Raw genomic sequence first — 18,828 nt, 5'->3', positions numbered from 1 at the left:
CGGAATGGTCGCTAAATGCGCCACTTCGCCGTCATCATTCCGTATCGCCAGGTGGGTCCAATCGTCAGAAGGTCCGGATGGGCCTAGATCGGTTTGGGAACCAGCATTGATTCCTCGTCGCCTTCGAGGCGGTCGCGCCCCTGTTCCGGGCAATGGAAACTAGCGGTGATTTCATCGCCATTCAGACTGTGCAGATGCACATCGAATCCCCACAGCCTGTGCAGGTGTCTCAAAACCTCGCCGGTGTCTTTCCCCAGTGGGCGGCGGCGATGCTGGGTGTGGTGCAGGGTCAGTGAGCGGTCGCCGCGAGTGTCCACGGCGTAGACCTGAATATTGGGTTCGCGGTTGCCCAGGTTGTACTGGCCCGCCAGATTGGCGCGCAGCTGGCGGTAGCCATCCTCGTCGTGAATCGCGCTGACGACTATCTCGTTCTCCCTGTCGTTGTCGCTGATACAGAAGAGCTTCATATCGCGCATGACCTTGGGTGACAGGAACTGCAGGATGAAGCTTTCGTCCTTGAAGTCGCGCATCGCGAACTGCAGGGTGTCCTTCCAGTTGCTCCCCGCAATATCCGGAAACCACTGGCGGTCCTCGTCGGTGGGGTTTTCACAGATACGCCGCAGGTCGCTGAAGATGCTGAAGCCCAGTGTGTAGGGGTTGATGCCGTTGTAGTAAGGGCTGTCGAATGACGGCTGGTAGATCACATTGGTGTGGCTCTGCAGGAACTCCATCATGAAGCCTTCCGTCACGCGCCCGCGCTTATACAGCTCGGACAGCAGCGTGTAGTGCCAGAAGGTCGCCCAGCCCTCGTTCATTACCTGGGTCTGTCGCTGCGGATAAAAGTACTGGGCCAGCTTGCGCACGATGCGCACCAGTTCCCGTTGCCAGTTCTCCAGCAGCGGCGCATTCTTTTCGATGAAATAGAGGATATTTTCCTGGGGCTCCTCGGGGAAGCGCCGCTCTGCCGCCTGCTCCGCACCGTCCCCCATCTTCGGAATAGTCCGCCACAGATCATTGAGTTGCCGCTGGCGGTACTCTTCGCGCTCTTTCTGGCGGCGCTCTTCCTCTACCGCGGAAATCGGATAGGGGCGCTTGTAGCGGTCGACGCCGTAATTCATCAGCGCGTGGCAGGAGTCCAGTATCGCCTCCACCTCGTCCATGCCGTGGCGCTCCTCGCACCGGGCGATATAGTTTTTGGCAAAAATCAGGTAGTCGATGATGCTGCTGGCATCGGTCCAGGAGCGGAACAGGTAGTTGCCCTTGAAGAACGAGTTGTGCCCGTAACTGGCATGGGCGATGACCAGCGCCTGCATCGTCATGGTGTTCTCTTCCATGAGATAGGCGATGCAAGGGTTGGAGTTGATCACTATCTCATAAGCGAGCCCCATCAGGCCGCGCTGGTAACTGTTCTCTACACTGATGAACTGCTTGCCGAAGGACCAGTGGTTGTAGCCCACCGGCATGCCGACGGAGGAGTAAGCATCCATCATCTGCTCGGAGCTGATCACCTCTATCTGGTTGGGGTAGGTGTCCAGGCCGAACTCTTCGGCCAGTTCGCCGATGGCGCGGTCATATTCCTGGATCAGCTCGAAGGTCCATTCGGAACTGGTGGAAATGGGGCCGCCGGATTCGGATTCCGGCGCGTTGGTGCCGGTGGTAAACGTATCTAGCATCAGGCGGACACCTTCTGGCTGAACAATTGGCGGAAGACCGGATAGATATCCTGTACATCGACGATCTGCTCCATGGCGAAGTGCTCCGGGAAAAGGGTGCGCACACTCTCGTACTCCTCCCACAGCGCCTGGTGATCGCGCGGGGTGATCTCCACATAGGAGTAGTACTGCACGTGGGGCATGATGTCGTCGATCAGTATCTTGTGGCAGGTGCTGGAATCGTCGTTCCAGTTATCGCCGTCGGAAGCCTGCGCACCGTAGATATTCCACTCGCTGGCCGGGTAGCGCTCGCGCATGACGCGGCGCATCAGCTTCAGTGCACTGGAGACGATGGTGCCGCCGGTTTCGCGGGAATAGAAAAACTCCTCTTCATCCACTTCCTTGGCGCTGGTGTGGTGGCGGATAAATACGACTTCCGTGTATTCGTAGCTGCGCTGTAGAAACAGGTACAGCAGCAGGAAGAAGCGCTTGGCCATGTCCTTGGTGGCCTGGTTCATGGAACCGGACACATCCATCAGGCAGAACATTACTGCGCGCGATCGCGGGCGCGGCTGGCGTACCAGCAGGTTGTACTTGAGATCGAAGTCGTCGAGGAATGGCACCCTATCGATGCGGCGGCGTAAATCGGCGATCTTGTCGCGCAGCGTTTCAATTCTGCGCTGGTCGCGCAGCACCAGATCCTTTTCCTCCTCCTGCGCCAACTCCAGCTCCAGTTCGCGCAGGTTGCGCCGCTTGCTGCTGGTCAGCGCGATGCGGCGTGCATTGGCGGCGCGCAGCGAGCGCACCACATTGAGACGCCCCGGCGTGCCTTCGTTACTGATGCCGGCGCGCACTACCTGAAAAGATTCGTTGCCGGCCAGGCGGCGCTTGATCATATTGGGCAGCTGTAATCCCTCGAACATGAAGTCGAGGAACTCTTCCTGCGAGATCTGGAAGACGAAGTCATCTACGCCCTCGCCGCTGTCACTGGCACCTCCGCCACCGCCACCGGCGCCGCCCTGTTGTCCCTGGCGGGGGATGCGGTCACCGGAGATAAACTCCTTGTTGCCGGGTAACACCCGCTCTACGTGGCCGCCGGCACCGTGGGAGAATATGGGTTCGCTGATATCGCGGGTGGGAATACTGATGCGTTCGCCCTTGTCCATATCGGTAATGGAGCGGCTGTTCATTGCCTCGCCGACGGCCTTCTTGATATGGGCCTTGTAGCGTCGCAGGAACCGCTGGCGATTGACGGTGCTCTTTTTCTTGCCGTTCAGGCGGCGGTCGATGATATAGCTCATATTACTGCCTCTTGTCGGAGTGGCTCGGGCCGGAGGCGCCGCTTTGATGCCGCACCTCCGGGAGTTAAGCCGTGACCGGCATTAAACTTTCGCCACTCCTCGATGACCGCTTCAGTTCGTTACTGCGACTTGCGCACGCGCAGGTACCATTCCGAAAGCAGGCGCACCTGTTTCTCCGTGTAACCCCGCTCCACCATGCGGGCGACAAAGTCCGCGTGCTTCTTCTTGTCGTCCGCAGAGGCCTTGGTATTGAAGGAGATTACCGGCAGCAGGTCTTCGGTATTGGAGAACATCTTCTTCTCGATGACCGCGCGCAGTTTTTCGTAGGAACGCCAGTCCGGGTTCTTGCCCTGGTTGTTGGCGCGGGCGCGCAGCACGAAGTTGACGATCTCGTTGCGGAAATCCTTCGGGTTGGAGATGCCCGCGGGTTTCTCGGTTTTCTCCAGCTCTTCATTCAAGGCGCCGCGATCGAGGATCTCGCCGGTCTCCGGATCGCGGTATTCCTGGTCCTGGATCCAGAAGTCGGCGTAGGTCACATAGCGGTCGAACAGGTTCTGGCCGTATTCGGCATAGGATTCGAGATAGGCGGTCTGGATCTCCTTGCCGATAAACTCCACATAGCGCGGGGCCAGGTATTCCTTGATAAAGCCGAGATAGTTTTCCTGCTGTTCCGGGGGGAACTGCTCCTGCTCTATCTGCTGCTCGAGCACATACAGCAGGTGCACCGGGTTGGCGGCCACTTCGGTGGCATCGAAGTTGAATACCTTGGACAGGATCTTGAACGCGAAGCGGGTGGACAGGCCGGTCATGCCCTCGTCGACACCGGCATTGTCACGGTATTCCTGCATGGTCTTCGCTTTCGGATCCGTGTCTTTCAGGTTCTCGCCATCGTAGATCCGCATCTTCGAGAAGAGGCTGGAGTTTTCCGGGTTCTTGATACGGGACAGCACCGAGAACTGCGCCAGCATCCGCAGGGTGTCCGGTGCACAGGGGGCCTTGGACAGCGAGCTGTTTTCCAGCAGCTTCTGGTAGATCTTGATCTCTTCGTGGACCCGCACGCAGTAGGGCACCTTGACGATGTAGATGCGGTCGAGGAAGGCCTCGTTATTGCGGTTGTTGCGGAACGACTGCCACTCGGACTCGTTGGAGTGGGCCAGGATGGTGCCGTTGAATGGAATCGAGCCGAGACCCTCAGTGCTGTTGTAGTTGCCTTCCTGGGTCGCCGTCAGCAGCGGGTGCAGCACCTTGATCGGCGCCTTGAACATCTCCACGAATTCCATCAGGCCCTGGTTGGCGCGGCACAGGCTGCCGGAGAAACTGTAAGCGTCGGGATCGTTCTGCGGGAAATCCTCCAGCTTGCGGATATCGATCTTGCCCACCAGCGAGGAAATGTCCTGGTTGTTCTCGTCGCCGGGTTCGGTCTTCGAAATGGCAACCTGGTCGAGAATGGACGGGCGGATTTTTACCACGCGGAACTTGCTGATATCGCCCTTGTATTCGTGCAGGCGCTTGACCGCCCAAGGTGACATGATGGTGTTTACATAGCGCCGCGCTATGCCGTAGTCCTCTTCCAGGATCTGGCCGTCCTCGTCCGGCGAGAACAGGCTGAGCGGGGATTCGAACACCGGTGAGCCCTTGATCGCATAGATGGGGATTTTTTCCATCAACGCCTTCAGGCGTTCCGCCAGGGAGGACTTGCCGCCGCCGACAGGGCCCAGCAGGTAGAGAATCTGTTTCTTCTCCTCCAGGCCTTGGGCGGCGTGGCGGAAGAAGGAGACGATCTGTTCTATCGCCTCCTCCATGCCGTAGAATTCACTAAACGCCTTGTAGCGCTTGATCACCTTGTTGGAAAAGATGCGCGACAGGCGTGGGTCGCGGGAGGTGTCCACCAGTTCCGCTTCGCCAATGGCCATCAGCATGCGCTCCGCGGGGGAGGCATAGGCGCTGCGGTCGGTTTTACACAGCTCCAGGTATTCCTGGATGCTGAGTTCTTCATCCTGGATCGATTCGTATCTCTCCAGGTAGTGATTGAATATCGTCATGATGTACAGCTCCCTGTAGCGTGTCGGACAGCGTTCGACGTCCTACCGGTCGCGCTGGATGAGGGCACAGGTTACTTCTTAAAATGTGCGTCTGACCCTGAGGGCTGGCGACCTGGACGCGAAGCTGCTGCGCAGTCTTCGCGTTTACTGGAATATTCGCTTGGGCGCGAAACACTATCTTTATAACCAGTGACAGAGGTGCCTCTCTGCCGCGCGGAAGCAAATGCGAAATCACCTCCCGCTTTTCCAGCATAGCTTTCCGTGTAGTCGCGGCGGCGAACTGACGCCAACACAGGTTGAATTAGGCGGCAGTTTTGCGCTCTACTAAGCGCCCAATTAAGAACACAAAGTGATTAAAGGAACTCTCTATGGCAATCCTGGTGACCGGCGGCGCCGGTTATATCGGCAGTCATACCTGTGTCGAAATGCTTGCCGCGGGCTGGGAACCGGTGGTGGTCGATAACCTCGCCAACAGCAGCGAGGAGGCACTGCACCGGGTCGAGGCGATTGCCGGGCGACAGGTGCCATTCCACCAGGTGGATATCGGAGATGTAGAGGGACTGCGGGAAATTTTTTCCCGTTATGACGTCGAAGCTGTAATCCATTTTGCCGGCTTGAAGGCCATTGGAGAATCAGTGGCGCAGCCATTGCGCTATTACCAGAATAATGTTGCTGGAACTTTGACGCTGTGCCGGGTCATGGCGGAGTTCGGCGTGCACCGGCTGATATTCAGCTCATCGGCCACCGTTTACGGTGACCCGGCAAGCGTGCCCATCCGCGAGAATTTCCCCACTGGTGCGACTAATCCCTACGGCGCCAGCAAGCTGATGGTGGAAGATATGCTGCGCGATCTGTGCGCGGCGCCGGACAGTCAGTGGAAGATCAGCCTGCTGCGCTACTTCAACCCGATCGGTGCCCATGAGAGCGGTGCGATTGGCGAGGATCCCCGCGGTATCCCCAACAATTTGCTGCCTTATGTTTCCCAGGTGGCGGTCGGCCGCCTGCCGCAGTTGCAGGTGTTTGGCGATGATTACGATACGATCGACGGCACCGGTGTGCGCGACTACATCCATGTCGTCGATCTGGCCCGCGGCCACCTGGCCGCGCTGACAATGCTGCGCCGCGATGGTACAGCGGCAGGTTGTTATACCCACAACCTGGGGACCGGCCGCGGTAGCTCGGTGCTGGAGATAGTGCGGGCCTTCGAGCGGGTCAGCGGTCGACCGGTGCCTTACCAGATTGTACCGCGCCGCCCCGGTGACATCGCCGAGTGCTATGCCGATCCGGCGCTGGCAGAACGGGAGCTGGGCTGGAAAGCCGAGTACGATCTCGAGCGCATGGTTAGGGACACCTGGCGCTGGCAGTCGCAGAATCCGAACGGCTACTCGACTGACTAACAACAGCTGTGGCGGTCCGGGACAGCCTCAACTCCCACCGCTACCAGCCCAGCAAGAAGCTTTCGCCCTCTGTTGTAAATCGCAGCGCAGAGCCCAGGTGGTGGCACTCGCGGTCGAGGGTGTTGCGCAGCCAGTCGCAGTCGCTGTCGGTCGGTTTCTGCAGGCGGAAGCGACGCATTTCCATCGGAATGACTTCCAGCCGCTGCAGCGTCCCGCTTTGCCACTGCAGGTCGACGCAGTACAGCGGGCGCAGGTAAGAGCGGTATTCCTCACGGCCGCTGATGCCCTCGTAGTCGTTGATCAAATCCCCACAGCCATAGAGAATCGGGTGCCCGCGATAGACTTCTATGCCCTGGGGGTGGTGGGAGGAGTGGCCGTGGACCAGGTCCACACCGGCGTCGATCAGCCGGTGGGAGAATTCCCGCTGTTGGCGGGCAATGCGATAGCCCCAGTTGCCGCCCCAGTGAACGGACACGATTGCCAGGTCGCCAGGGGCGCGCCGGTCGCGTATTTGCTGCGCGATTTCGCCGGCAGCCCGCGCTGACAGTTCGTCGATAAAAAACACTCCGGCTTTCGTCTCGGTCGCGGCCCAGTCTGCGGGAATACCGCTGCTGGGATGACCGCAGGCAAACAGCAGCAGCCGTCGCTCGCCCAATCTGATTACCGCCGGCTCTATGGCCGATAGCAGATTGGCGCCGGCGCCCGCGGTCTTGATGCCGGCCTGATGCAGGCTGGTCATGGTCTCCGTCAGTCCGTCGTAGCCCCAGTCAAGAACGTGATTGTTGGCCAGGCTGCAGGCATCGATCTGCGCCACGGACAGACAGGGCACATTGCCCGGGTGCATACGGTAGTTGATGCCCTTGCCGGGCCAGAAGTCATCGCTGCGGGTAACCGCCGTTTCCAGGTTGATAATCCGGCAGTCGGGCGTGCGCGCCGCCATTGCCGCAAGGGCGTCACCCCACAAATAATCATATGTGGCCGGTTGTGGAATGCCGCCATTGCGCTCCTCTGCCAGTGCGACATAGCCTCTGGCGGAGTGCATGTAGGATTCGTGGATTTGCGGATCACCGGCGCACGGCAGTATCTGATCGATACCGCGGCCGGTCATCACATCACCGGTGAGCAGCAGCCTTAAGTTGGGTGACGAAACCATATTTCCGCTCGGTCACAGTATAAGAGGCGCGTCTGTTCGCACCCTCTGTCGAGGTGCCCCACAAGGGTACAGTCGAAATTGCGGAAATGGTTGTTGCCCGGTGCCGGCGGCCGGGACTAGAGATCGCAGTCCACACAGAAGAATGACTCGTCGCTCAGCCGCATCGCGGTGAGCATGCCGCCCCAGACGCAGCCGGTATCCAGCGCGTAGACATTTTTCGTGTCCGCGCGGCCTTCCAGTGCGGCCCAGTGGCCGAAAATAATCTTATCGTTTTTGGTCTTGCGCTCGGGAAAGGTGAACCAGGGCTGGAAATCGCCGTGGGCAGCCTGAGGCCCGCGCTTGGTTACCAGGTCGAGGGTGCCGTCAGCCTTGCAGAAGCGCATGCGGGTGAAATAGTTGGTGATAGAGCGCAGTCGCTCGATACCGAGCAGATGGTCGCTCCAACAGTGGGGTTCGTTGCCGTACATACCGTAGAAATAGGCCTTGGCCAGCGCGTCATCCGCCAGCGCCTGGTGCACTTCGCGGGACAGTTCCAGCGACTTGGTAATACTCCAGATCGGCGGTATACCGGCGTGCACCATCGTGAATCCCTTCTTGTGCACCACGAGCGGCAGACTCTGCAGCCACTGCAGCAGTTTGTCCGCGTCCTTGGCCTGCAGTACCTTTGCCAGGTCGTGCTCCCGCTCGGACAGCCGCTTGGCGCCGTGGGCCAGGGCAAGCAGGTGCAGATCGTGATTGCCCAGCACCGCAGTGACCTGGTGGCGGTGTTCGTAGAGAAAGCGCAGTGTGGCGAGACTGTCGTGGCCGCGATGCACCATATCCCCGGCCAGCCAGAGCTTGTCGCGGTCCGGGCGGAAATGGACTTTCTTCAATAACCGCTGCAGTTGGTCAAAGCAGCCCTGGATGTCGCCGATGGCGTAGGTGGCCAAAGCTCTACCCCGAAATCGATTGTGTGATTACTTGTCTTCAAGCTCCGCACAGTAATTTACCAGCTGGACAAACTCCTGCACGCTGAAAGTTTCCGGCCGGCGGCCGGCGTCGACCGGTAGCTGATCGGTGTCCAGTTCAGGATACAGGGGTTTGAGGGCGTTGCGCAGTGTCTTGCGACGCTGCTGGAAGGCGACGTTGACGATGCGTTCCAGCAGCTGCTCGTCGCGGGCCGGGTAGGGCGGTTCCGCGTGTGGCACCAGGCGCACGATGGCGGACTCCACCTTCGGTGCGGGGCGGAAGGATTGCGGCGGCACCGGGAACAGCCCCTGGACGCGACAGTGGTACTGCACCATGACGCTGAGGCGGCCATAGGCCTTGCTGCCGGGTGTTGCGCTGAGACGATCCACCACTTCCTTCTGCAGCATGAAGTGCATGTCCTGCACCTTGCCTCGGAAGCTGAGCAGGTGGAACAGTAGCGGCGTGGAGATGTTGTAGGGCAGGTTGCCGACAATACGCAGCTTCTGGTCGCCGGCAAATGTGCCGAAATCGAACTTGAGTGCGTCCTTCTCGATAATCTGGAATTGCGGGTAATCGCGAAACTTGAATTGCAGTAGCGGAATCAGGTCGCGGTCGAGCTCCACTGCGGTCAGGGACGGGCAGCGTTGTAGCAACAGCTGGGTAATAGCGCCCTGGCCAGGGCCAATCTCCACCAGTTTGTCGCTTTCCTTGGGCCCAATGGCGCGTACTATGCGCTCGATAATATTCTCGTCCACCAGAAAGTTCTGGCCGAAGCGCTTGCGCGCCTTGTGTTGGAAAAAGTTGTCCATAGGATAAATTTCGGAATCTAGGTTCTGGCTTACAGGCTGCGCAGTCTGGCCAACTGGATTGCCTGTGACATCGCTGCCTGCAGGCTGCCGCTATCGGCGATGCCCTGGCCGGCGATATTGAGGGCGGTGCCGTGATCCACAGAGGTGCGGATAAACGGCAACCCCAGGGTGATGTTTACCGCGTGGCCGAAGCCCTTGAATTTTAACACCGGCAGGCCCTGGTCGTGATACATGGCCAGCACGGCATCGCAGCGTGCCAGTTGCGGCGGCGTAAACAGCGTGTCTGCCGGCAGGGGACCGATCAGCTCAATTCCTAAAGCGCGCAACTTGTCCAGCGTGGGCCCAATGATCTCGATTTCCTCGCGCCCTAGGTGGCCGCCCTCGCCGGCGTGCGGATTGAGTCCGCAGACGCCGATACGCGGTGCGTCGATACGGAACTGATGGCGCAGGCTGCGGTGCAGTATCGTGATGATCTGCTCGAGGCGCGGAGCGGTGATTGCGGCACTGACATCTTTCAGCGGCAGGTGCGTGGTCACCAGGGCCACCCGCAGCTCCTCGGCGGCCAGCATCATGACCACCCGCTCGACACCGGCCAGATCGGCAAAAAACTCGGTGTGGCCACTGAAGTTGATGCCGGCGTCGTTGATCACGCCCTTGTGTACCGGGCCGGTCACCAGGGCATCGAAGCGCCGTGCCAGACAGCCTTCGGCGGCAATGCGCAGGGTTTCCAGTACATAGGCGGCGTTGGTGCGGTCCAGCTTGCCCGCTTCGGCGGGTTTTGCCAGTGCAGTCGGCTGGATGTAGAGGGTGCCGGCGGGGGTGGCCTGTGCGGGTGCTGCGGGATCGAACGGCAGCAGGTCCAGGGATTGATGCAGTTGCGCGGCCGCTTGCAGCAGCAGTTGCGGATCGGCAATCGCGACTATCTGCGCGGAGCTGCCGGCGCCGGCGAGCCTGACCGCCAGTTCCGGGCCGATACCGGCGGGTTCGCCGGGTGTGAAGGCGATTCTGGGAATCATGTTTCCGCCGGGTTCGTCCATAAAAATACCGGGCGCCTTGCGCCCGGTATCGAATATCTTTGCAGGCCGTTACTGCTGCTCAGTGCTCTCGGACTGCCCCTGTGCATCTGGCAGCTTGATCTCCACATAGGCCTGGTCGCGGATTTCGCGGCGCCAGTTCTGCAACTCCTCCTCGTAGCGGCGGTTGCGCAGCAGGTTGGCGGCCTGGTTGCGGATGTACTGATCAGTCATGTCCTGCTTGCGGCGGCCGTCCACCTTGAGGATATGCCAGCCGAACTGGCTGCGGAACGGCATGCTTATCTCGCCGACCGGGGTGTTGTCCATGGCCTGGGTGAACTCGGGCACGAACTGGCCGGGCATCGACCAGCCGAGGTCGCCGCCGGCCAGCATAGTGCCGATATCCTCGGAGTTCTCCCGCGCCAGCTCGCCGAAGTCGGCGCCGTTCATGATCTGCTCGCGCAGCTCGACCAGTTTGTTGTAGGCGTCGTCATCGCTGAGGATCGCGGAGGGTTTGACGAGGATGTGGCGCACCTTGGTCTGCTCCACCAGCTGCTCGGTGGAGCCGCGCTGGGCGTGGATTTTCAGCAGGTGGAAGCCGGCGTCGCTGCGGAAGGGTTCGGTCACATCGCCGACCTTCAGCCCTTCGAGGGCGTCGGCAAACAGGCTCGGCAGCTCCACGGTTTTGCGCCAGCCGAGGTCGCCGCCGGACAGCGCATTCTGGCCGGCCGAGTTGGCGATGGCGAGGCGACGGAAGTCGGCGCCGCCGCGGGCCTGCTCCGCCAGCTGCTCGGCCTTGGTGCGCGCCGCCGAAACCTCGTCGGCGGGTGCGCTGGAGCTGACCGGGATCAGGATATGGCCGAGTTCGTACTGCGGCGACTTCCAGAATTCCCCTTCCTTGGAGCGCAGGAAGTTGTCGATGTCCTGGTCGGTGATCTGGATACGGCGGTTGACGCTGCCCTGTTCCACGCGGCGGATCAGCAGCTCCTGGCGGATCTGCTGGCGGAAGCTTTTCATCGACAGGCCGTCCGCGGCCAGACGCTGACGGAACTCCTCCGGGCTGACACCCGCGTTCTGCTGCACCCGCGCAATCGCCTGATCCAGCTCGGCCTCGGAAATGGTGACGCCGGCGCGGGAGGCCATCTGCAGCTGCAGTCGTTCGATAATCAGCTGTTCCAGTACCTGGCGGCGCAGCACGTCGATCGGCGGGGCCTGAACTTGTTGGGCTTGGATCTGGTTCAGAATGGTATCCAGGCGCTGTTGCAGTTCACTGGCCATCACCACGTCGTCATCCACGACGGCGACTACGCGGTCGAGCGTCTTTACCTGGGCCGAGGCGGTGCCGGCGGCCAGCAGGCACGCGGTCAGCAGGGCCAGCAGGCTGCGCATTGAAGTGAACTTAGTCATTATTCTCATCACTGTTTCAGTAATTCTCTCTGGTCAAAGTTGGCAATGCCCTGGCTGAGCATACTGGTTACGGTGGTGCCGATGCCAGCGAGGCCTTTCAGCTGGATCTCCAGATAGACTCCCTCGTCGTATTTGAGGTCTTCCGGCTGGACCACGTCGGCGAGATCATTATCCAGGGTGCGCCGCCATACGAGGCGGGCTCGATAGCAGCAGCTGTCATATTCGACGCCCGCCAGGTATTCCAGTTCCCGCTCGTAGGTCAGATCGTAGGCCGCGCCGGCCACTATTGATGTATGGGCGTTGACCGGCAGTACCGTCGAGGCGTTGGCCTGTTTGGTCGAGGCGTCGGTCAGTTCACCGTCGGCATTCAAGAACACGCTGTTCTTGCGCTGATAGTAATAGCCCAGGTTAAAGATGCGAAAGTCGTCATCAAGGTAGCGCAGGATGAAGTTGCCGCGGTTGATATTGTGCTCGCTGTCGTCGTAGACGACCTCGCTGCCGATACGCATGGCCTGGATAGGACGGCTCTCGATGCGGGCGGCGAGCTCCGAGCGGGGTGATCCCTCGATCAGGCCTTCGCGACCGATGCGCACGTCATCGGAATAGAAGATCTGTCCGACACTGGCGGCCAGCAGGTCGCGGCCGCTGACCGGGTCGATAAAGCGCGTGGTCAGGCCCAGCGCCACGCGGTCGGCGTCATCGATGCGGTCGTTGCCGGTAAAGCGGCTGGCGCGGAACAGCTGGTCGTAGCTGAACGTGAACAGCGAGGTGTCGAACAGCAGGTCGCTACCACCGTCCCGCGGATCCTCGGTAATATCGAAAAAGTCGCTCTGGTCGGCGGTGCTGCTGGCCAGCGCGAACAGCCGCGGTTCCAGGGTCTGTACATAGTCGCGACCGAAGGCCGCACTGTTGCGCTCGAAGAAGAGCCCGGTATCCAGCGTAAATTGCCCGGCGGAGGCTTCCGGGGTGTCGCTGCTCTCCGGCCTCAGGAACTGATCATCGAGACGGTAGCCCAGGTAGCGGGCGGCCAGTCCCGGCTTGATATAGCCCCACAGCCACTGTTTGTCCCAGTTCAGCTCGTAGTCGAGCCGCAGTCGCTCGGCGGTCACGAAGTTGCGGGTCAGCTCGGTGACGCTGTTGGGGTCATCGGTGTCGCGGATAAAGCGGATCGTCTGGGTGTCGTCGTGATCCCAGCTGGTGACCTGGTTGCGCATCGTCAGCAGCCAGTCGCCCCAGCGGTAGTCGCCGTCCACGTCCAGGCGCGGCAGCTGGCTGTAGACATCGAAGCGGTCCTTCACCAGCAGCTGGTAGTCCTGGCCGCGCAGTGTCGCGCGCCAGTGTTCTCCCAGCAGGCTGCCTTCGGCCATCTGGCTGACCTGGGTCTCGGCGGAAACGCTCAGGTTGGCGGTGTCGAGGTCGCGGAAGAAGTCCGGATCGCTGACCTTGGTGTAGTCGACATTGGTACGCCATAAGCCGCCGGTGCCGCCCTGCTGTTCCAGGTTCACCAGCCAGCGGTCCTCCCCCTTGGCCGGCAGCACCAGGTCCTCCGGAAACCCTCTCCTGATCAGGTCGCGGGCGTCCTCATCGTCGCCACCCTTGTCATTCGGCAGGCCGGCAAGGCGCAGTTCGGTATTGAACAGCTGGCTCAGGTGGCGCACTTCCGCTTCCGCACCGGTGCCGCGGTACTGGATATAGCGCGGCACAATGGTCGCATCCATTTGCGGCGCGATATTCCAGTAATAGGGAATGGCGACATCCCAGCCATTCTTGTCGCTGTTGCTGATGCTCGGGAACAGCAGGCCGGACAGGCGCGCATCGCCGACCGGGAAGCGCATATAAGGGAAATAGAATACCGGCACGTCGAGGATTTCCAGGCGCACGTCCCGGGCCACCCCCTGACGCTCGACATTGTCGATACTGATCTGGCCGCCGGTCACACGCCAGATCTCATTGCCGGGCTCACAGCGGGTGTAATTGCCCTCGGTCAGAATCAACTCGCCGCTCGCTTCCCGCGAGGCATGATCGGCATTGCCGTGAATGAAGGCATCGTGCACCACATAAGTGGCATCCTCGATGGCGGCGGCCTTGCTGTCGGTGTGGACCTCGGCCGCGGCGCCGCGCACCAGCAGGCTGGGTTCCCGTATTTCGATGGCGCCGCGCAAATAGGCGGTGTTCTCTGCGCGGTTGACGTCCACCTGGTCGGCAAACAGCTGGCGATGCCCCTGGGTGACATGCACATTGCCGCGCAGTTCGGCGGTGCCGTCATCGAGCCATTTGGACTGGTCGGCGGTGGCGCGCAGGGGAGCATCCTCCGGTACCAGATCGGCGTCGGGATAATACTGCGGCGGTGCGACAAAGGCGCCGGAGCAGACCGCCGGCATAGCCGCGCGCTGTTCCGGCGTTAGTTGTGATTTCGGCAGCCAGTCCAGGTACAGATAGGGGTTGTAGTCGGGATCCGCAGGTAGTTCCGGTTCCGCCGCTTGCGCCCACAGCGGCTGCGCGGCAATCAGGCCGATGGCGAGCGAGCGTGGGCGTGAAATTCGTGCAATCGCCAGCGTGAGACGATGCCACCGGGAAGCTTCCAGCATCAGGTGATATGTTCCGGCTATCTTTAGTGTTTCTTCCGTTGGGGGGTGCGCACAACAATAAGGGTTGTGTGATGAGGCGCGCAAAAATCAGCGGACGATTCTACTTGAATGTAGAAGTGGTTAATAGCGGCTTCCCGGCACCCTGTCCCAGAGAATTGTACCGCCGTCGCTGGACGCGGGCCGCCCCGCGGTTACAATGCGGCCAAATAATTGGAGTAGTAATGGCGCATGAGTGAGCCTTCGAGCGGCCCAATAGATCGATCGCGCGATGAACCGCATAACGCGCATAATGAAAGGCGCGAGGCATTGAGCCTCTGGGCCGGTCGGGCACTGGGGCTCGATAGCGGCGCACAGCTGACGAAATTGGCCGGTGATGCGGGTTTTCGCCGCTATTTCCGTACGCTGAGTGAGCCGCACATGATTGCGGTGGATTCGCCGCCGCAGCGCACCAACCCCGCCCGCTTTGTCGCTGTGGCCGACTACCTGCGCCGCTATGGTATCCATACGCCGATGATAGCCGCGGCGGATGTGGAACACGGCTTTATGCTGTTGGAGGATCTCGGTGACTGCCAACTGCTGAGCCAGCTGGACGACGACAGCGTCGAAGGGCTCTATGCCGAGGTGTTGAGCGAGCTGCTGTGCCTGCAGCAGATACCGCCGCCGACGGATGACCTTTTCCCGCCCTACAGCCGTGAACTGCTGCTGACCGAGATGCGCATCCTGCCTGAGTGGCTGGCGGAAAAGCTGCTCGGCCACTCGCTCAGTGAAACGGACAGAAAACTGCTGGAAGATACTTTCAACTTGTTGCTGGATAGCGCCACGGAGCAGCCGCAGGTGCTGGTGCACCGGGATTACCACAGCCGCAACCTGATGATTCGCGACGGTGAGCGCCCCGGGGTGGTGGACTTCCAGGACGCGGTGTGGGGGCCGGTCACCTACGACCTGGCCTCGCTACTGCGCGATTGCTATATACGTTGGCCGCGGGAACGGGTGGAGCGCTGGGCGCTGGCCTATGCCGCGACTGCCGAGGCGGCCGGCGTTCTGGAGTCGGTGGAACCACAGACTTTCCTGCGCTGGTTCGACTGGATGGGGCTGCAGCGGCATATCAAAGTGCTGGGACTCTTCCCGCGCCTGTATCTGCGCGACGGCAAGGAGGGTTATCTGCCGGATCTGCCACTGGTAATCCGCTATGCGCTGGAAGTCTCCGAACGCTACCCTGAATTGAAGCCCTTTGCCGATTGGTTCCGCGCCGAACTCCTGCCGCTGATTGAGGACCAAGACTGGTACCGCGATTATCGCAGCGCCGGCGACCGCCGCCGGTAACCAGACAGAGTAACCGTACAGAATATCTCGATGACCGACCGCACACAGTATCCCATCCCGACCGCCATGGTGCTGGCCGCCGGCTTTGGCAAGCGCATGCGCCCGCTGACCGACCAGGCCCCCAAGCCGCTGCTGCAAGTGGCCGGCAAGCCGCTGATCGAATATGCGCTGGATCGCCTGGCGGCTATCGGCGTGCAGCGCGTGGTGATCAATCTCGGCCATCTTGGCCATATGATTCGCGCGCAGCTCGGCGGCGGCGAGCGCTGGGGTCTGGAAATCCGCTATTCGGTCGAGAAAGAGGAAGAGCCGCTGGAAACCGCCGGCGGCATTATCAAGGCGCTGCCGTTGCTGGGCAGCGATCCGTTCCTGGTGGTCAATGGCGATGTCTGGTGCGATTTCGACCTGGCCCGCTGGCTCGAGCGGCCGCTGCCCGACGGGTGTCCCGGCCGCCTGCTGATGGTGCCCAATCCTCCGCACAATCCCGAAGGGGATTTCGGCATTGATGAAGGCCTGCTGTCGGGCACGGCGAAGCCCCGCTATACGTTTGCCGGCATCAGCTGGCTGCGGCCGGAGATACTGACCGGTTATCCCAATGTGCGCGCCTGTTTCGGGCTCGGCGAGGTCTTCACCTACAACGAGGACAAGCTGCAGGCGGAACTCTACGAGGGGGACTGGTGTGACGTCGGCACACCGGAGCGTCTGCAGCGACTGGACCAGCGCCTGACCTCAGGCAAAGAGAACAACTGAAGGATATCGACATGTCGGATTACAAGATCGCCCCGTCCATTCTCTCCGCCAACTTCGCTCGTCTCGGCGAGGAAGTCGATGCGGTGCTGGCTGCTGGAGCCGACTGGGTGCATTTCGACGTAATGGACAACCACTATGTGCCGAATCTGACCATCGGACCGATGGTGTGCCAGGCGCTGCGCAAGCACGGTGTCGAGGCGCCCATCGATGTGCACCTGATGGTGGAGCCGGTGGACGATATGATCCGCATGTTCGCGGATGCCGGCGCCACCTACATCACCTTTCACCCAGAGGCCTCGCGGCACGTGGACCGCTCCCTGCAGCTGATCCGCAGCTTCGGCTGCAAGGCGGGGCTGGTATTCAACCCGGCCACCGGTCTGGATGCGGCCAAGTACGTGATGGACAAGCTGGACATGATCCTGCTGATGTCGGTCAATCCCGGCTTCGGCGGGCAGAAATTCATTCCCGCCACACTGGACAAGCTGCGCGAGGCGCGCGCGCTGATCGACGCGTCGGGCGAGAATATCCGCCTCGAGATCGACGGTGGTGTCACCCAAGACAATATCGCGGAGATTGCCGCCGCCGGCGCCGATACCTTTGTTGCCGGTTCGGCGATCTTCAATGCGGACGACTACGGCGAAGTCATCACCGCGATGCGCAAGAGTCTGGGATGATGTGTGACCGGGCGGGCAAACTCTTGCCCGCCCGCAGCGGGATTTGTACACTTGAGCGCCTGCAACGAGGGAATGCCCGTGAGCCACACTGCCCCCCACAACACCTGCTGGCGATGGCGCCGGTAATCCGCTGAGGCCAATCCGGTACCTGGTATTTTGATACTGGTATCGTAACGGCCACCCCGTTGGGAACGCCTCCCGTTTCATGGTTCTGGCGCCCACAAACCGAACCTCTCGGCACTCACAGTCCGGAACAGTCTCGAACCTTAGTCGGAGTCGCCATGACCCCTAGTGAATACGCCCAACTTGCGTCCGCGGGTTACAACCGCATACCGCTGGTGCGCCGCGTGCTGGCGGATATAGAAACGCCCCTATCGACCTACCTGAAACTGGCCGCCGGCCGCTACAGTTATCTGCTGGAGTCGGTGCAGGGTGGCGAGAAGTGGGGTCGCTATTCAATCATCGGCCTGCCGGCGCGGACCCTGCTGCGGGTGCGCGGCCACGAGATTACCGTTGAGCGCGATGGCGAGGTCGTGGAACGGCATGAATCGGCCGATCCGCTCGCGTTCGTAGAGGAGTTCCAGCAGCGCTACCGGGTACCCGAGCTACCGAATCTGCCGCGCTTCAACGGCGGCCTGGTGGGCTATTTTGGCTATGACTGCGTGCGCTATATAGAGCCGCGCCTGGCCGACAGCGCGCCGCCGGATACCCTCGGCAATCCGGATATCCTGTTGATGGTCAGCGATGAGCTGGTGGTATTCGACAATCTTGCCGGTGCGGTGATCTTTATCGTGCATGCGGATCCACAGCGGGAGAATGCATTCGAGCGCGCACAGCAGCGCCTGGATGAACTGGTCGGCAAGCTGGCACAGCCGCTGCCGGATACCGTGCCGCTGGATCTGGACGGCAACGCCATCGACGAGAGTGCCTTTCGCTCCCATTTCGGCGAGGAGGCGTTCAAGCGGGCTGTGGATACCGTCAAGGAATATGTGCTCGCCGGCGATGTGATGCAGGTGGTGCCGTCGCAGCGGTTGTCTGCGCCGTTCGACGCGCCGCCGCTGAATTTCTATCGCGCGCTGCGCAGCCTGAACCCCTCTCCGTACATGTATTTCCTCGATCTGGGCGACCATCAGGTGGTGGGCTCCAGCCCGGAAATCCTGGTGCACCTGGAGGAGGGTGAGATGACCGTGCGACCGCTGGCCGGCACCCGCCGCCGTGGGGCCACCGAGGACGAGGACCAGGCGCTGGAGAAAGAGCTGCTGGCGGATCCGAAGGAGCTGGCCGAGCACCTGATGCTGATCGACCTGGGGCGCAATGATGTGGGCCGGGTCGCGGAAACCGGCAGTGTGCAGGTCACCGAGAAGATGGTGGTGGAACGTTACTCCCACGTGATGCACATCACCTCCAACGTCACCGGTAAGCTGAAGGCAGGCCTGTCGGCGATTGATGCGCTGCGCGCGGCGCTGCCGGCCGGCACTCTGTCGGGGGCACCGAAGATCCGCGCGATGGAGATTATCGACGAGCTGGAGCCGGAAAAACGCGGGATTTACGGTGGTGCCGTCGGCTACCTGGCCTGGAATGGCAATATGGATACCGCCATAGCCATTCGGACCGCGGTAATCAAGGATGGCCAGCTATATATCCAGGCCGGAGCCGGCCTGGTCGCCGACTCGGACCCGCAGGCCGAGTGGGATGAAACAATGAACAAGGCGCGCGCACTGTTCCGTGCCGCGGCCATGGCTCTATCTGGCAGTGGTGAGACAGCGAATTAACT

General features: G+C 61.2%; 14 protein-coding genes. 5 read left to right on the top strand and 9 right to left on the bottom strand.

The annotated features are described in order from the left end of the window. Window positions 1–83: 83 nt before the first annotated feature. From BLW36_RS14735 to BLW36_RS14725, 3 genes are all read right to left on the bottom strand, one after another. On the bottom strand, window positions 84–1,673 hold the full coding sequence (locus BLW36_RS14735) for a SpoVR family protein (RefSeq protein WP_091390478.1): 1,590 nt from the start codon (window positions 1,671–1,673) through the stop codon (window positions 84–86). Continuing rightward, complete coding sequence (locus tag BLW36_RS14730; RefSeq protein WP_091390475.1) at window positions 1,673–2,953, bottom strand: YeaH/YhbH family protein; 1,281 nt, start codon at window positions 2,951–2,953, stop codon at window positions 1,673–1,675. The genes BLW36_RS14735 and BLW36_RS14730 overlap by 1 nt, the downstream gene beginning before the upstream one ends. Before the next feature lie 119 nt (window positions 2,954–3,072). Then, the gene (locus tag BLW36_RS14725; protein ID WP_091390473.1) at window positions 3,073–4,995 is read right to left on the bottom strand and encodes a PrkA family serine protein kinase; all 1,923 of its coding nucleotides are present in this window, start codon (window positions 4,993–4,995) and stop codon (window positions 3,073–3,075) included. Window positions 4,996–5,363: 368 nt separating this feature from the next. On the opposite strand from BLW36_RS14725, the gene galE reads away from it, so the two are divergent. Beyond that, window positions 5,364–6,392 carry a UDP-glucose 4-epimerase GalE gene (gene galE / locus BLW36_RS14720; protein WP_091390469.1) on the top strand — a complete coding sequence of 343 codons (1,029 nt, stop codon included), beginning with the start codon at window positions 5,364–5,366 and terminating at the stop codon, window positions 6,390–6,392. Between the two features lie 40 nt (window positions 6,393–6,432). On the opposite strand, the gene BLW36_RS14715 is transcribed toward galE, so the two are convergent. The 6 genes from BLW36_RS14715 to BLW36_RS14690 all read right to left on the bottom strand — a co-directional run bounded on the left by BLW36_RS14715 (window position 6,433) and on the right by BLW36_RS14690 (window position 14,310). Then, window positions 6,433–7,545, bottom strand: a complete 1,113-nt coding sequence (locus tag BLW36_RS14715; protein WP_091390465.1) for a CapA family protein — start codon at window positions 7,543–7,545, stop codon at window positions 6,433–6,435. Window positions 7,546–7,661: 116 nt separating this feature from the next. Next, window positions 7,662–8,474 (bottom strand): symmetrical bis(5'-nucleosyl)-tetraphosphatase, encoded by an 813-nt coding sequence (locus tag BLW36_RS14710; protein WP_091390463.1) that lies wholly within the window; start codon window positions 8,472–8,474, stop codon window positions 7,662–7,664. A 27-nt stretch (window positions 8,475–8,501) separates the two neighbouring features. Next, a complete protein-coding gene (gene rsmA / locus BLW36_RS14705; protein WP_091390460.1) occupies window positions 8,502–9,302 on the bottom strand; it encodes a 16S rRNA (adenine(1518)-N(6)/adenine(1519)-N(6))-dimethyltransferase RsmA in 801 nt (266 codons plus the stop codon). Between the two features lie 29 nt (window positions 9,303–9,331). Next, window positions 9,332–10,318 (bottom strand): 4-hydroxythreonine-4-phosphate dehydrogenase PdxA, encoded by a 987-nt coding sequence (gene pdxA / locus BLW36_RS14700; protein WP_091390818.1) that lies wholly within the window; start codon window positions 10,316–10,318, stop codon window positions 9,332–9,334. Window positions 10,319–10,387: 69 nt separating this feature from the next. Beyond that, the gene (locus BLW36_RS14695; protein WP_091390454.1) at window positions 10,388–11,722 is read right to left on the bottom strand and encodes a peptidylprolyl isomerase; all 1,335 of its coding nucleotides are present in this window, start codon (window positions 11,720–11,722) and stop codon (window positions 10,388–10,390) included. Window positions 11,723–11,730: 8 nt separating this feature from the next. Continuing rightward, the gene (locus tag BLW36_RS14690) at window positions 11,731–14,310 is read right to left on the bottom strand and encodes an LPS-assembly protein LptD (RefSeq protein ID WP_091390449.1); all 2,580 of its coding nucleotides are present in this window, start codon (window positions 14,308–14,310) and stop codon (window positions 11,731–11,733) included. A gap of 306 nt (window positions 14,311–14,616) precedes the next feature. Between BLW36_RS14690 and BLW36_RS14685 the strand changes: the two genes are divergently transcribed. From BLW36_RS14685 to trpE, 4 genes are all read left to right on the top strand, one after another. Beyond that, entirely contained in the window at window positions 14,617–15,633 is a 1,017-nt protein-coding gene (locus tag BLW36_RS14685; protein WP_244506280.1) for an aminoglycoside phosphotransferase family protein, read from the top strand. 30 nt (window positions 15,634–15,663) lie between these two features. Then, window positions 15,664–16,380: an N-acetylmuramate alpha-1-phosphate uridylyltransferase MurU gene (murU, locus tag BLW36_RS14680; protein ID WP_244506279.1), complete on the top strand. Its 717-nt coding sequence runs from the start codon at window positions 15,664–15,666 to the stop codon at window positions 16,378–16,380. Between the two features lie 11 nt (window positions 16,381–16,391). Further along, a complete protein-coding gene (rpe, locus tag BLW36_RS14675; RefSeq protein ID WP_091390442.1) occupies window positions 16,392–17,054 on the top strand; it encodes a ribulose-phosphate 3-epimerase in 663 nt (220 codons plus the stop codon). 281 nt (window positions 17,055–17,335) lie between these two features. Continuing rightward, the gene (trpE, locus tag BLW36_RS14670) at window positions 17,336–18,826 is read left to right on the top strand and encodes an anthranilate synthase component I (protein WP_091390439.1); all 1,491 of its coding nucleotides are present in this window, start codon (window positions 17,336–17,338) and stop codon (window positions 18,824–18,826) included. Window positions 18,827–18,828: the final 2 nt, after the last annotated feature.

Source organism: Microbulbifer marinus, from assembly GCF_900107725.1.
Classification (GTDB): Bacteria; Pseudomonadota; Gammaproteobacteria; order Pseudomonadales; family Cellvibrionaceae; genus Microbulbifer; species Microbulbifer marinus.
This window is presented reverse-complemented; position numbering and strand designations above follow the sequence as displayed.